Source organism: Dyella flagellata, assembly GCF_030160275.1.
Taxonomy (GTDB): Bacteria; Pseudomonadota; Gammaproteobacteria; order Xanthomonadales; family Rhodanobacteraceae; genus Dyella_B; species Dyella_B flagellata.
Window position 1 is genome coordinate 207,462 of the sequence record NZ_BSOA01000014.1, and the last position, 11,582, is coordinate 219,043.

Here is an 11,582-nt window from a genome sequence, read left to right on the forward strand (position 1 = left end):
CTTTCCTCTTCGGCTCCCGATTGGAGTAGGTTCAAGCTTAGCCGGAGTACGGGGCGGCAGCAGTCCTCAGGCGGCGTCTTCGGTAGCCAGCCAGGGTGCCGGGGGGCTCTCGCCTTGACGGGCGGCCTGTTGGCGCAGCCATTCGTCCTGGATGCGTTCGGAAACCAGGCAGGGCTCGCCCATGCGGCAGCGGGAGCAGGATTGATTGTGCAGCATCAGTGCTGCGACGACGGATGTGGTCATGGTCGTATTTCCCCGGGGCCCCGCAGGACAAGGGCCTTGATCAGCTTATCGGCTCGGGATCGATAAGCTTGAATCGATGTCGGCCGCCGCGAGTATCCAGCGGCTTGGCGTCGAAATGCCGTGGGCCGCCAGCGTTTCGTAGATGCGTTCGGTCACCCAGTCATAGTGGTCGAACGGGACGTGATCGCGGATCGCGTCGGCTCGCTCCAGGAACTCGACCCAGAATGCGGCGCCTGGGTTCTGCTTCAGCAGTTGCGGCACGACGCGGGCCAGTTCGGCCAGCTGTTGTTCGGTTTCCTGCATGGTCATGGGCACGGCATCACCAAGTTCGGGTAGCCAGGATCATCGGCCGGCGTAGGCCGCTATAAAGGGAGACGTCTGGCTGCCCGAATTTTGAAATGGCGCCGGGTATGGGCCGCGGCCCTTCTTAGTGCTCCGCCTGATGGGCGTTTACCGCGTCCATCACTCGGGCCGAATACACCAAGGCGGCGCCCGCATTGAGGGCGATGGCCACACCCAGGGCCTCGGCGATTTCCTCGTGGCTGGCGCCGTGTTTCAGCGCTTCACCGGTGTGCACCGTAATGCAGCCGTCGCAGCGGGTGGTCACGGCTACGGCGAGGGCGATCAGCTCGCGGGTCTTGGCATCCAGGTGGCCGGTCTTTTGGCCGGCCTTGGACAGGGTCTGGTAGCCGGCGACGGTGTCGGGACTGAGCTTGCCAATCTCGCCGATACGGCCCATTAGTTGCTTGCGGTAATCCAGCCAGTCGAGCATGGGAAAGATCCTCGCTGTGGTGAATGGCAGCGAGGCGCAACACCAGGCTGCTGCTTCCTCATCATGCGCTCTTGCACGGGGCAGTACATGTGCGCGGGCAGGGCGGCAGGGAAAAACGGGTCTTCGGCTCAAACCTAGGGCGTATGCTCCGCCGGCCTTACCGGCGGGTGAGCCGATGATGCCGGCACCACCGCGACCGCGCTCACTTCGAGCATCACATCCTTGCGAAACAGGCTTTTCACTTCCACCAGGCTGGCGGTAGGCATGGGGTCGCGCATGTATTCGTTGCGGATTTTGCGATACGTATCAACCTGTGCCATGTCGGTCACGTACGTGGTCATTTCGACGACGTCGGAAAAATTCGCGCCGCCCGCGGCGAGTGCGGCTTTGAGGTTCTCAAAGGTCTGTCGTACCTGTGCAGCGAAATCGTTGGCGCCGACCAGTTGGCCATGCCGGTCCAGCGGTACCTGGCCGGCGATGTACACCGTGCGGCCACCGTCGACGGTGATGACGTGGGTATAACCGTGTGGTGCGCCCAGGGCGGCCGGATTGATATGTTGCACGCCGGCCAAGGATGCAGCGGCAGGCAGTACAAGCAGCAACGCGAGGAGGATGGACTTCATCGGCGACTCCGCGTGGACGAATTCATGGGTTCCCGGTTTCAAGCTGCGCGCGCCGCCACTGGATCAACCGGCGCACCTGCTCGCCCAGCGCATCGACGTTGAATGGCTTGGACAGCAGGGCCATGCCTTCGGGGAGGCTGGGGGCGGCATAGGCGGCGCTCGCATCGTAACCGGTCATCAACAGCACCGGCACATGGGGCTGCTGGCCGCGCACGCTGTCGGCCAGGCTGCGTCCACTGACGCCGGGTAAGCCTATGTCGGTCACGATGAGGTCGAACGATTCGCCTGCCATGGCGATCGACAGCCCCTCCAGGCCATCGGAAGCCTCCGTAACGGCGTAGCCGAGCTTGGTGAGTACTTCGGCCATCGCCGAGCGGACCGCGTCCTGGTCTTCCACCAGCAAGATGTGTTCGCCGCTGGCAGCGGGCCGCTCCATGACGGCAACCGGCTCCACGGAGGCCTTCACCGAGCCCACGTAACGAGGCAGCAGCAGGACGATGCGCGTGCCTTCCCCGAGCTCGCTTTCGATCGCGCAGTGGCCGCCGGACTGGCGGGTGAAACCGTACACCATGGACAAGCCGAGCCCGGTCCCGTGACCGACCGGCTTGGTGGTGTAGAACGGATCGAAAGCGCGCTCTTTCACGTCGGCAGGCATGCCGGCGCCGCTGTCTACCACGATGAGCTTGACGTAGTGACGGTCAGGGTCGAGGACGTTGAAGGCGGATGGATCATTGCCGTTGACGTTGGAAGCTTCAATGCGCAGGCGGCCACCCTCGGGCATCGCATCACGTGCGTTGATCGCCAGATTGAGGATCGCATTCTCCAGCTGGTTCGCGTCGCAATGCGCGATCCACAGATCGTCCGGCAAGGCCAGCTCAAGTGCGATGTGCTCGCCGATCGAATGCCGCAGCAGTTCGTTCATGCCCCTGATCAGGGTGCCAACGTCCACCGCTTGCGGGTCCAGTGCCTGACGGCGCGCGTAGGCGAGCAGGCGATGCGTGAGTCCCGCGGCGCGCCGCACGCTGCCCAGTGCGCTCTGGATGTGCTTGTCGGCCTTGGCGAAGTCTTCGCGCTGGCTGATGATTTCCACCACTTCCAGCGAGCTGGAAATCGCTTGCAGGATGTTGTTGAAATCGTGCGCGATACCGCCCGTGAGCTGGCCCAGCGCCTCCATCTTCTGCGACTGCCGCAGCTGGGTTTCCATCTGGATCTTTTCGGTAAGGTCGCGCATGAAGATGTTCATCAGGGGACCGGAGGCCAGCGACAGCGCGCTGGCGCTCAATTCGGCAGTAAAGCGCCGCCCGGCGCGATTCATCGCCGTAAAGACGTGTGTCTGCCGCGTAAGTTTGTTTTGCCATACCGAGGCCAGCCAGTCCGCCGCGGACGTATCGCCCGGCAGAAAGCACAAGCTTGCCAGCGGCTTGCCAAGCACCTGTTCGCGCGACCAGCCGAATAGTTCATGCGCCTGCGGATTCCATTCGGTGATGCGGCCGGAGCCGTCGATTTGCGCGAAGGCATCCAGCGCGGTGTTCACGATGCCACGATACCGGCGCTCGCTTTCGAACAGCGCCAATTCCGCATTGCGGCGGGTGGTGGCATCGCGGGTGACTTTCACAAAACCGATCAGCTGGTCGTTGTCCCATACCGGATCGACTACCACGTTGGCCCAGAAGCGCGTGCCGTCCTTGCGTACGCGCCAGCCCTCGGTTTCAAAGCGTCCTTCGCGCAAGGCGGTGGTCAGGGCCAGCTGTGGAAGGCCGGTCGACAGGTCTTCCGGCGTATAGAAGCGGGAGAAATGGTGGCCGATGATTTCATCGGCACGGTAGCCTTTGATCTTCTCGGCGCCGCTGTTCCAACTGGCGACGTGGCCGGTGGCATCCAGCATGAAGATGGCGTAGTCGGTGACGCTGCGCACCAGCAGTTCGAAGTCGCGCTTTGAGTGGATCAGGTCCTCGGCCACCTCCAGCGGTGCGGCCGGTTCGAGCGGGTGTGCCGTCGCCTGCGCTTGTTCGAGCAGCGCTTGCGAGCGTTTCTGGTCGGACAGATCCATCAGCAGGTTGATGCCGCCGATCAGCTCGCCACGTTCGTTGAACAGCGGCGTGGGAAAGGCGCTTAGATGTACGCGCGTGCCGTCGGGGCGCTCGGCCACCGTTTCCATGCCCCCGATCGGGTGGCGTTCGCGCAAGGCGATGGCCATGGGGCCTTGCTCTTGCGGCAGCGGCGTACCGTCCGGCCAGAACAGGCGCCATGTCACGCACCACATTTCACCCAGGGTGGGCCGGCGCCCCGCGAGAACCGCTGCCGCTTCGTTGTAATAGGTGATGCGGCCCTGCGCGTCGGTCGTATAGGCCGCCACGGGAAGGTTTTTCAGCACGTCTTGATCGGATAACACGGCCTCCGGGGCCGCTCTGGAGAAATTGTCTTTCAGCACGCTGACGCCTTTTCCTTGCCAACTGCCTCTGCTTAGCTCATGACGATGCTCTGCAGCGCAGTGAAAAAGTCGTGAACGATGTTAAGCCTATCCGGCGTGAAAAGGGTTAACCCATGGCGACCGATTTTTCCAGCGCCGTATTGAGGGTGGCCACGATGCGCTGCGCCAGTTCACCATAGGTTGCCGCACGAGGATGGCGTTCACGCTTGGCGCAATCGGCCAGCAGATCGGCCCCAGCATAGCCATCGGCGTTGAGGGCGTGCGCATACAGGCAGGCGCGTGGGGCGTCGAGAAATGCCTGGATTTCCGCACCGATGCGTACGGACATGTCAGCGGCGGCGGTGGGCGCGACGAAAATCGCCAGCGCGCGGCTGCCGCGACGGCGCAGGTGGCGCATGGATTCCTCCAGCTCCACGATCAGCGTGTGGCCTTCGGGCAGCGCCAAGTCTCTGAGCAGCACGGCTTCGATTTCGGCGGCCGCCTTGCGCGCTTCCATCTCGATGCGCCCCAGAAAGCCCATGCGCAGTTCCTGCCGGGTATAGCGCAACGGCATGGTGGAAACCTGCGTGTCGTTCTTGCGCACGATCCAGGAATGATTGACGCGTTCGAACGAGATGCCCGCCTCTTCGTAGCTCTGGCGGCAGTTCTGCGCGCTGATGCCGGCGTGGGCCGCCCAGGCGGCCTTGAGGTAAGCGAGATTGGGGTGGGTGCTGATCATGCGGGTCTCCAGGACAATGCCACGCCGCCTGGGGGCTGCGCTCGTCCAGGCTATCGGCTGGCCGTGGCAAAACTTCAGTGCATCAGCCGGGTTCTTGCGTTAGCTTGGCGGGCAAATCCCGACATCGGCAAGCAGAGGAAGAAGGATGAAAATCCTGGGACTGATCGGTGGCATAAGCTGGGAATCCACCGTGCCCTACTACCGCGTGATCAATGAGACGGTGAAGGCCCGGCTGGGCGGCTTGCACTCGGCAAAGCTGGTGCTCTATAGCGTCGATTTCGAGGAAGTCGCCCGTTTGCAGCACGCCGGTGACTGGGATGCCGCCGGCCGTCTGTTTGCCGATGCCGCCCGGCGCTTGGAAGCGGCCGGTGCGGAAGCCGTGGTGATCTGCGCAAACACCATGCACAAAGTGGCCCCGGCGATCGCGGCGGCCGTCCACCTCCCGGTGCTGCACGTGGTGGATGGGGTGGCCGAAGAGATCCGTGCGACGGGTTGGCGCAAAGTAGGTCTGCTCGGCACGCGCTTTACCATGGAGCAGCCGTTCTATGCAGAGCGGTTGCAGCAGCATGGCATCGAGGCGCTGATACCGGGCGAGCCGGCGCGCACGGAAATCCATCGCGTGATTTATCAGGAGTTGTGCGTGGGCAAGATCGTCGATTCATCGCGCGTGGCAATGCAGAACATCATGGCAGCGCTGGTTGCCCAGGGGGCGGAGGCGATCATTCTCGCCTGCACCGAATTATCCCTGCTGCTGGGGCCGCAGGATGCAGCTGTACGGCTGTTCGACACCACGGAGATTCATGCGCGTAGGGCCGCGGAGTGGGCGATCGGATAGTTCCACGCGCAGGTTGGGTCCGTACGCCAACCTGCGCGCAGGCAGTCAGCTGTGCACGCTCGTGTGCTGCGAATACAAGGCATGCCAGTGCCCATCCTGGTACACGAACACGTCCGCCGAGGTCACGCCTTTGAGCATGCCCAGTGCCGTATCGTAGAAGGACACAACCGCCATATCGCCGTGAATCGTCACGCTGCTGCCGATGTGGTGTTCCTTCTCATAAGCGGCAAGCTTGAGCGTGGCCTCGGCACGCGTGACTGGCTTGTGCTTGGCCATGCCGGCAAGCAGTGCCTGTTTGTCGTGCGCACTGCCATCGTTGCTCACCGTGCGATAGTCGGGCATCAGCATGTCGGCCAGCCATGCGCCGTCACCGGTCATTTCGGCAATGCTCCAATGCTGGTCGACCGCCAGGATGGCCGCCGCGGTGTGCTGGGTCTCATCGGTCGCGGCGATGCCGGTATCCTGGGTGTGCGCGGACATGCTTGAACAAGCCAGCAGGGCGGCGGCGAAGCTGCCTATCAGGGTGGTGCGACGCACAGTCATGGCGGAACTCCGTATGGGGGAGCATTGAGCCTGAGCGATCGGGATCGTCCATGCATGCGCTTTGTGACCGGCGCCGGCTGGATGGGGTGAGCGGTCGAAAATCGAGGGTGGGCGGTAGTGGCCGGGCAGGTGCTTCCAAAGCGACAAAGCAACTCGCACACTTAGCCGCATATCGGAAGTCAACGGTTGCCGGCATGACGCAAGCGCTCGCTCAAAAGTGGAAGCCCTTGGCACTTGCCTTCGTCTTTTGGACGATGCTGGCCTTGTCGTACGCCACCAGCAACGTGTGGCAATCCATGAGTGAAGGCCATCCGACGGCTTGGCATCGCGCACTGCTATGGAGCTTCACGGATTTCTATCTGTGGATGGTCTTGACACCGTGGGTTGCTTGGCTGGGACGGTTGGGCGCATCGGGGTGGCGGCGATTCTGGCTGTTGCATCTACCCTGCAGCGTGGCTACGGCGGGTATGCAGAGCGCGCTCATGTTGGGAATTTTCTGGGTGGCGGGTGGCCCCAGTCCGAGCCGCGGCCTCAACACGTTCACCGACCTGCTGCACTATGAAGCGATCTACAAATGCTATCTGGCGATGCTCACCTATTGGCTGATGCTGGTGGTACTGCGTGGACTTGCGTCGCGTCATTCATTGCGAGACGAGCGCCTGCGTAACGCACAGCTGGAAAACCAGCTGGCGCAGTCGCAATTGCAAGCCTTGCGCATGCAATTGCAACCCCATTTCCTGTTCAATACGCTCAATGCGATTTCCGCGTTGGTACTCGCCGATCCGCAGCAGTCGAAGCTGATGATCGCGCGGCTTAGCGATTTTCTGCGCCTTACGCTGGAAGAGCGGCATGCGCAGCAGGTTTCCCTGTCGCGCGAATTGCAGTTTGTCGATGCCTACCTCGGTATCCAGCAGGTACGCTTCCAGGATCGGCTGACCGCGGAGGTGGATATTGGCGACACGGGCGCAGCCATGGTGCCCAGCCTGATCCTGCAACCGCTGGTGGAAAACGCGTTGCGCCATGGCTTGCTGGATAAAACCGGCGGCGGGCATGTGCGGATTGTTGCGCGGCGTGTTGACAGCGATCTGCATCTACGCGTGGAAGACGATGGCTTGGGCTTGCCGGAAACCGGCCTGAAGGAGGGCCTCGGCCTTGGCAATACGCGCGCCCGCTTGAAGGCGATGTTCGGCGATGCGGCCGTGATGCGCATGTCGCGCCGGCCCGAAGGTGGCACCTCAATTGATTTGAACTTCCCCTTTGTGGTGAGCCACTCATGAAGCCGCGCATCCGGGCGTTGCTGGTCGACGACGAAGTGCTGGCACGTGTCGCCATACGTCAGGCCTTGGCCGTGCATCCGGGCATCGAGGTGATCGGCGAATGCGGCAATATCCTGGAAGCCGGGCAGGCGGTCGCCGCACTGGGACCTGAGCTGGTCTTTCTCGATATCCAGATGCCCGGTGGCGACGGTTTCACTTTGTTGGAGGAGGGCATTCCTGTCGATGCCCGGCCGATGGTGGTCTTCACCACCGCCTTCGCCGAGCACGCCTTGCGGGCGTTCGACGCCAACGCCATCGATTATGTGCTCAAGCCGATCGACCAGGCCCGTTTCGATCAGGCCATGGATCGCGTATACAAGCATTGGCGTGGCTTGCAATTGCAGCGCGGCGCCTCGGTGGTTCACGGTGACGGCGATTACGTGAAACGTGTCAGCGTACAGGTGGCCGAACGGACCATCGTTATCCCGGTATCGGACATCGACTGGATTCGTGCCGACGACAACTACGTGCGCATTCACGCGAACGGCACGACCTATTTGCATCGCGAAACCATGCGTGACCTGCATGCATCGCTGGATCCAGCCCATTTCCTGCGCATCCACCGCAGCATCGTTGTCAACATGAATCGCATACGCGAAGTGCACACGCTGTTTCAGGGGCATGCGGAAGTCGTACTTTACGATGGCACCCGGCTCGACCTGAGCCGGCGATTCCGGCAAGCCGCGCGCAGCGCGTTGCGGCTGCGTTGAGGGGCTAGCGTTGTTGTGCCTGCTGCGGAGGCAGACGCTCCAGCGCAGAGTGTTCGGCGTGGGTGTCGAACGGCGCTGCCAGGCCAGCTCTTACAGTCGCAGCATTGCCGCGGCGAACAAGCACAGCAGCGGGCGGCTTTTACGCATGGGCCGCAGCCGCTGGTTAGTCCGATTCGGGCTGCTTGCGCAGCATGATCAGGTTGCGCAGGAAGATCACCAGGGTTACCGATTCGCCGATGATGAAGACCATTTCGCGCTGGTGGATGGCGTAACTCAGCACAACCACGCCGCCGGCCACGCTCAGGTACCAGAAGGCGGGCGGGATCAGGCTCTGGCCGCGCGCTTCGCTGTACAGCCATTGCACCAGGAAGCGCACGCCGAACAACAGCTGCCCGATCATGCCCGCGCCGATCCACAGGGTTTGCTGGTCCAGGGTCATGACGCCAACCCCGAGGATTCAGGCTCGACCGCGGGATCTTTGCGGTCGCGCCGGCGCATCTGCAGGTTGCGCAGGTAGATCAGCAAGCCGCTGGCCTGGGCCACGATGAAGACCGGATCCTTCTTGTAGCAGGCATAGCACAGCAACAGCAGGGCGCCGATGATGCTGGCGTACCAGAACGCCAGCGGTATCACGCTGCGCTGTTTGTATTCGCTATACAGCCACTGCAGCAGAAAGCGGCCGGAAAACACCGTCTGGCCGATCAATCCCAGCACGAGCCAGGCGTTGTTAAGCATTCCCATTCAGGTTACTCAGAGGGGTAGCACGGGGCGTCCAGACGCCGATATTTCACAGGCAAACGCGTGAACTATATGACAGGCATACCGGGCGCGTCTCGAACGGTGAGAGAAATTCAAGCTGAAATGCCTCTGGACCGCGCTTTCGGCTAGCCTACCCTGCGCCGGCTGTCGGCCGCCTTACCCCCCATGCCCTTGCGAGTACCCGATGAAATTCCTGGTCATGATCTACAACGACGACACCCTGCTGGACACGCTCCCGCCGGGGCAGTACGACACGATGATGAACGGCTGCTTCAAGCACGCGGACGAGCTGCGCGCCGAGGGGCACCTGCTTGATTCCATGCAGCTGGAGCCTCCCGCCCAGACCAAGACGGTGCGCGTGCGCAACAACCGCACCACCGTGATAGATGGCCCTTATGCCGAGGCAAGGGAATACCTGGGCGGCTTCAACCTGATCGAGGCGAAGGATATCGATGAGGCGGTGCGTATCGCCAAGACGTTCCCGTGGGCGGCCACCGGCTGCATCGAGGTAAGGCCGGTGAAAGATATCGGCGCTGAAAGGCAGCGGGTCGGGGCGTAAGCCCCGTCGTAGGCTGGGATGAGGTCCCGGCTTTCTTTCTGCTCTGGACGCCGGGATGGCCATCCCGGCCTACGGCTTCTCATCCAGCGGCAGCACGTCATGGAAGACGGTGTAGTCGATGATGCTGACGCCGTTGTTGTCGCGGTGGACCAGGTCGACGTAGCGGTGATTCCAGCGCACGTCCTTGATACCCCACTGCTGGCGCGCCAGCATCGATTGCGAGGTGGTTTCGTCGACGCCTTCGATGGTGAGCAATAGGGCGGTCTCGCTGGCTTCCAGGGTTTCGGGCGTGGCGCCGTAGAGCGGGCTGTCCTCGTCGATGATATGCATCAGGCTCCAGCTCAGCATGAAGATCGGGTGGTGGTCACGCACCAGTTTCAGGTCTTCGATGCGGCGTAGCTGGAAACCCTCCGGCGAGGCGTGCAGGCGTAGCAGGTGCAACTGGGCCGAGGCTTGCGCGATCAGGTTCTGGCGCATGTTGGCGGCGCGCATCATCAGCGTCTGCTTGCCGTCGATCATGCGTACCACCGGATGCTTGCCGAACAGAATCTTGGCTTGCGGCCGCGAGAAGCGCGCAAAGATCAGGCCGGTGAACACGGCGATGTTGCCCATGCCCAGGATGATTTCCGCCGTGGCTACGAGGTGCGTGTAGATCGACTGCGGATGCATGTCGCCATAGCCCACCGTGGCGAGCGTTTCCACGCTGAAGAAAAACGCGCCGGCCAGCCCCTTCGGGTACTGGTTGGCGATGCCGTTGGGGTCGGCCTGGTAGATCATCGCGAACAGGGCGTTGAAGATCAGGAACACGCTGACCGCCATGCCGAAAAAGCCCGGCCAGCTCATGGTCAGGGCGCGGTGATAGAAGTCGTCCCAGAAGCGCTCCTTCAGGCCCTGGGAAACGAACGGCCGTCCGCCGATCTGCAGGACGCGCGGGCGCTGCCAGAAAGACTTTGTCCCATTGCCGTTCATGTGTGACTCCACTCCAACCTGATCCGGTGAGGGAATTGTAACGTTCGCGCCGGGTGCTCCGGCACGGCACGCGCGGTAAGCTTGCCAACCCCACCCGAAGGATCGCCCATGCTCAAGCTCATCGGTTTCGACGGCGACGACACGCTCTGGCACAGCGAGGGCTACTACCGTGAAGCCAGCGCGCGCTTCACTGATATCGTCGGGCGCTACGTGGACTTGGGTGATGCCCAGGTTCAGGCCGGCATGCTGGCGACCGAACGGCGCAACCTGAAGCTATTTGGCTATGGGGCCAAGGGCATGACGCTGTCGATGGTGGAGACGGCCATCGCAATTACCGAGGGCCGCATCTCAGCCGCCGACATTCACGCCCTGGTGGAGATCGGCAAGACGGTGCTGCAGCATCCGGTAGAGCTGCTGCCCGGCGTGCGCGAGGCGGTGGCCGCCGTGGCCGAGCACCACGCGGTGGTGCTGATCACCAAGGGCGATCTGTTCCACCAGGAAAAGAAAGTGGCGCAGTCGGGTATGGCGGACCTGTTCCACCGCATCGAAATCGTGTCGGAAAAGGACGTGATCACCTATCGCCGCGTGCTCGGCGAGTTCTCGCTGGAGCCGGGGCAGTTCGCCATGGTCGGCAATTCGTTGCGCTCGGACATCGAGCCGGTGATTCGTCTGGGCGGCTGGGGTGTGCACATGCCCTACCACGTGACCTGGGAGCACGAACTGGAGAACGGCCTGGGCGAGGCGGACGCGCCGCGCATGCTTACCGTCGACACCCCTTCGGCCATTCCCGCCGCGATCGCGCAGCTGGCCGAGCGCGCCGGGACCTGACATGGAAATGCTGACGCCACGCAGCATCCAGTGCCCTTATTGCGGCGAGCGCATCGAAATACTGGTCGACGCGTCGGCAGGCGACCAGCAGTACATCGAGGACTGCCAGGTGTGTTGCCAGCCGATCAACGTGTCGGTGTGGATCGGGGCGGATGAGGATGTGCATGTGAGCGTGGCGGGGGAAGACGAGGCTTGATGCTCGCCGGTAACTGCTCCCTCCCCTGCCAAGCACCTGATTAGCGTCGAGTCTCAGCTGGTGATTTAGACAGGGGAGAT

Annotated in this window: 16 protein-coding genes; 6 read left to right on the forward strand and 10 right to left on the reverse strand. The window is 62.7% G+C overall.

Features of this window, described 5'->3' with window-relative positions; all coding sequences use genetic code 11:
- Positions 1-66: 66 nt before the first annotated feature.
- The 6 genes from QQJ96_RS08780 to QQJ96_RS08805 form a co-directional block, all read right to left on the reverse strand.
- Positions 67-243 (reverse strand): hypothetical protein, encoded by a 177-nt coding sequence (locus QQJ96_RS08780; RefSeq protein ID WP_284331607.1) that lies wholly within the window; start codon positions 241-243, stop codon positions 67-69.
- Between the two features lie 45 nt (positions 244-288).
- Entirely contained in the window at positions 289-552 is a 264-nt protein-coding gene (locus QQJ96_RS08785; protein WP_284331608.1) for a hypothetical protein, read from the reverse strand.
- 118 nt (positions 553-670) lie between these two features.
- On the reverse strand, positions 671-1,015 hold the full coding sequence (locus QQJ96_RS08790; RefSeq protein WP_284331609.1) for a carboxymuconolactone decarboxylase family protein: 345 nt from the start codon (positions 1,013-1,015) through the stop codon (positions 671-673).
- 134 nt (positions 1,016-1,149) lie between these two features.
- Positions 1,150-1,638 carry a RidA family protein gene (locus QQJ96_RS08795; RefSeq protein ID WP_284331610.1) on the reverse strand — a complete coding sequence of 163 codons (489 nt, stop codon included), beginning with the start codon at positions 1,636-1,638 and terminating at the stop codon, positions 1,150-1,152.
- A gap of 22 nt (positions 1,639-1,660) precedes the next feature.
- Positions 1,661-4,069, reverse strand: coding sequence for a PAS domain S-box protein (locus QQJ96_RS08800; protein ID WP_284331611.1), 2,409 nt, complete (start codon positions 4,067-4,069; stop codon positions 1,661-1,663).
- A gap of 106 nt (positions 4,070-4,175) precedes the next feature.
- Complete coding sequence (locus QQJ96_RS08805) at positions 4,176-4,787, reverse strand: hypothetical protein (protein ID WP_284331612.1); 612 nt, start codon at positions 4,785-4,787, stop codon at positions 4,176-4,178.
- A 145-nt stretch (positions 4,788-4,932) separates the two neighbouring features.
- Here QQJ96_RS08805 and QQJ96_RS08810 point away from each other — a divergent pair, with 145 nt between their 5' ends.
- On the forward strand, positions 4,933-5,622 hold the full coding sequence (locus QQJ96_RS08810; RefSeq protein WP_284331613.1) for an aspartate/glutamate racemase family protein: 690 nt from the start codon (positions 4,933-4,935) through the stop codon (positions 5,620-5,622).
- Positions 5,623-5,667: 45 nt separating this feature from the next.
- On the opposite strand, the gene QQJ96_RS08815 is transcribed toward QQJ96_RS08810, so the two are convergent.
- On the reverse strand, positions 5,668-6,165 hold the full coding sequence (locus QQJ96_RS08815) for a nuclear transport factor 2 family protein (protein ID WP_284331614.1): 498 nt from the start codon (positions 6,163-6,165) through the stop codon (positions 5,668-5,670).
- A gap of 194 nt (positions 6,166-6,359) precedes the next feature.
- On the opposite strand from QQJ96_RS08815, the gene QQJ96_RS08820 reads away from it, so the two are divergent.
- Together QQJ96_RS08820 and QQJ96_RS08825 are read left to right on the forward strand one after the other, a co-directional pair.
- On the forward strand, positions 6,360-7,442 hold the full coding sequence (locus tag QQJ96_RS08820; protein ID WP_284331615.1) for a sensor histidine kinase: 1,083 nt from the start codon (positions 6,360-6,362) through the stop codon (positions 7,440-7,442).
- On the forward strand, positions 7,439-8,191 hold the full coding sequence (locus QQJ96_RS08825) for a LytR/AlgR family response regulator transcription factor (RefSeq protein WP_284331616.1): 753 nt from the start codon (positions 7,439-7,441) through the stop codon (positions 8,189-8,191). The genes QQJ96_RS08820 and QQJ96_RS08825 overlap by 4 nt, the downstream gene beginning before the upstream one ends.
- Positions 8,192-8,354: 163 nt before the next feature.
- Here QQJ96_RS08825 and QQJ96_RS08830 read toward each other — a convergent pair whose 3' ends face one another.
- Both QQJ96_RS08830 and QQJ96_RS08835 read right to left on the reverse strand, forming a co-directional pair.
- A complete protein-coding gene (locus QQJ96_RS08830; RefSeq protein WP_284331617.1) occupies positions 8,355-8,630 on the reverse strand; it encodes a lipid-A-disaccharide synthase N-terminal domain-containing protein in 276 nt (91 codons plus the stop codon).
- Positions 8,627-8,926 (reverse strand): lipid-A-disaccharide synthase N-terminal domain-containing protein, encoded by a 300-nt coding sequence (locus tag QQJ96_RS08835; protein ID WP_284331618.1) that lies wholly within the window; start codon positions 8,924-8,926, stop codon positions 8,627-8,629. Before QQJ96_RS08835 ends, QQJ96_RS08830 begins: the two co-directional genes overlap by 4 nt.
- Positions 8,927-9,134: 208 nt before the next feature.
- Here QQJ96_RS08835 and QQJ96_RS08840 point away from each other — a divergent pair, with 208 nt between their 5' ends.
- Complete coding sequence (locus tag QQJ96_RS08840) at positions 9,135-9,509, forward strand: YciI family protein (protein ID WP_284331619.1); 375 nt, start codon at positions 9,135-9,137, stop codon at positions 9,507-9,509.
- A 69-nt stretch (positions 9,510-9,578) separates the two neighbouring features.
- Here the strand turns inward: QQJ96_RS08840 and QQJ96_RS08845 are convergent, their stop codons facing one another.
- Complete coding sequence (locus tag QQJ96_RS08845; RefSeq protein ID WP_284331620.1) at positions 9,579-10,478, reverse strand: ion channel; 900 nt, start codon at positions 10,476-10,478, stop codon at positions 9,579-9,581.
- Positions 10,479-10,586: 108 nt separating this feature from the next.
- On the opposite strand from QQJ96_RS08845, the gene QQJ96_RS08850 reads away from it, so the two are divergent.
- Entirely contained in the window at positions 10,587-11,306 is a 720-nt protein-coding gene (locus QQJ96_RS08850) for an HAD family hydrolase (protein WP_284331621.1), read from the forward strand.
- Positions 11,307-11,313: 7 nt separating this feature from the next.
- Positions 11,314-11,502 carry a CPXCG motif-containing cysteine-rich protein gene (locus tag QQJ96_RS08855; protein ID WP_284331628.1) on the forward strand — a complete coding sequence of 63 codons (189 nt, stop codon included), beginning with the start codon at positions 11,314-11,316 and terminating at the stop codon, positions 11,500-11,502.
- The last annotated feature ends 80 nt before the right edge of the window (positions 11,503-11,582 follow it).

What these genes read in the sequence shown, in the direction of transcription:
- QQJ96_RS08780 (WP_284331607.1), bottom strand. Translation starts at nt 243, where the DNA reads ATGACCACATCCGTCGTCGCAGCACTGATGCTGCACAATCAATCCTGC.
- QQJ96_RS08785 (WP_284331608.1), bottom strand. Translation starts at nt 552, where the DNA reads ATGACCATGCAGGAAACCGAACAACAGCTGGCCGAACTGGCCCGCGTC.
- QQJ96_RS08790 (WP_284331609.1), bottom strand. Translation starts at nt 1,015, where the DNA reads ATGCTCGACTGGCTGGATTACCGCAAGCAACTAATGGGCCGTATCGGC.
- QQJ96_RS08795 (WP_284331610.1), bottom strand. Translation starts at nt 1,638, where the DNA reads ATGAAGTCCATCCTCCTCGCGTTGCTGCTTGTACTGCCTGCCGCTGCA.
- QQJ96_RS08805 (WP_284331612.1), bottom strand. Translation starts at nt 4,787, where the DNA reads ATGATCAGCACCCACCCCAATCTCGCTTACCTCAAGGCCGCCTGGGCG.
- QQJ96_RS08810 (WP_284331613.1), top strand. Translation starts at nt 4,933, where the DNA reads ATGAAAATCCTGGGACTGATCGGTGGCATAAGCTGGGAATCCACCGTG.
- QQJ96_RS08815 (WP_284331614.1), bottom strand. Translation starts at nt 6,165, where the DNA reads ATGACTGTGCGTCGCACCACCCTGATAGGCAGCTTCGCCGCCGCCCTG.
- QQJ96_RS08820 (WP_284331615.1), top strand. Translation starts at nt 6,360, where the DNA reads ATGACGCAAGCGCTCGCTCAAAAGTGGAAGCCCTTGGCACTTGCCTTC.
- QQJ96_RS08825 (WP_284331616.1), top strand. Translation starts at nt 7,439, where the DNA reads ATGAAGCCGCGCATCCGGGCGTTGCTGGTCGACGACGAAGTGCTGGCA.
- QQJ96_RS08830 (WP_284331617.1), bottom strand. Translation starts at nt 8,630, where the DNA reads ATGACCCTGGACCAGCAAACCCTGTGGATCGGCGCGGGCATGATCGGG.
- QQJ96_RS08835 (WP_284331618.1), bottom strand. Translation starts at nt 8,926, where the DNA reads ATGCTTAACAACGCCTGGCTCGTGCTGGGATTGATCGGCCAGACGGTG.
- QQJ96_RS08840 (WP_284331619.1), top strand. Translation starts at nt 9,135, where the DNA reads ATGAAATTCCTGGTCATGATCTACAACGACGACACCCTGCTGGACACG.
- QQJ96_RS08845 (WP_284331620.1), bottom strand. Translation starts at nt 10,478, where the DNA reads ATGAACGGCAATGGGACAAAGTCTTTCTGGCAGCGCCCGCGCGTCCTG.
- QQJ96_RS08850 (WP_284331621.1), top strand. Translation starts at nt 10,587, where the DNA reads ATGCTCAAGCTCATCGGTTTCGACGGCGACGACACGCTCTGGCACAGC.
- QQJ96_RS08855 (WP_284331628.1), top strand. Translation starts at nt 11,314, where the DNA reads ATGCTGACGCCACGCAGCATCCAGTGCCCTTATTGCGGCGAGCGCATC.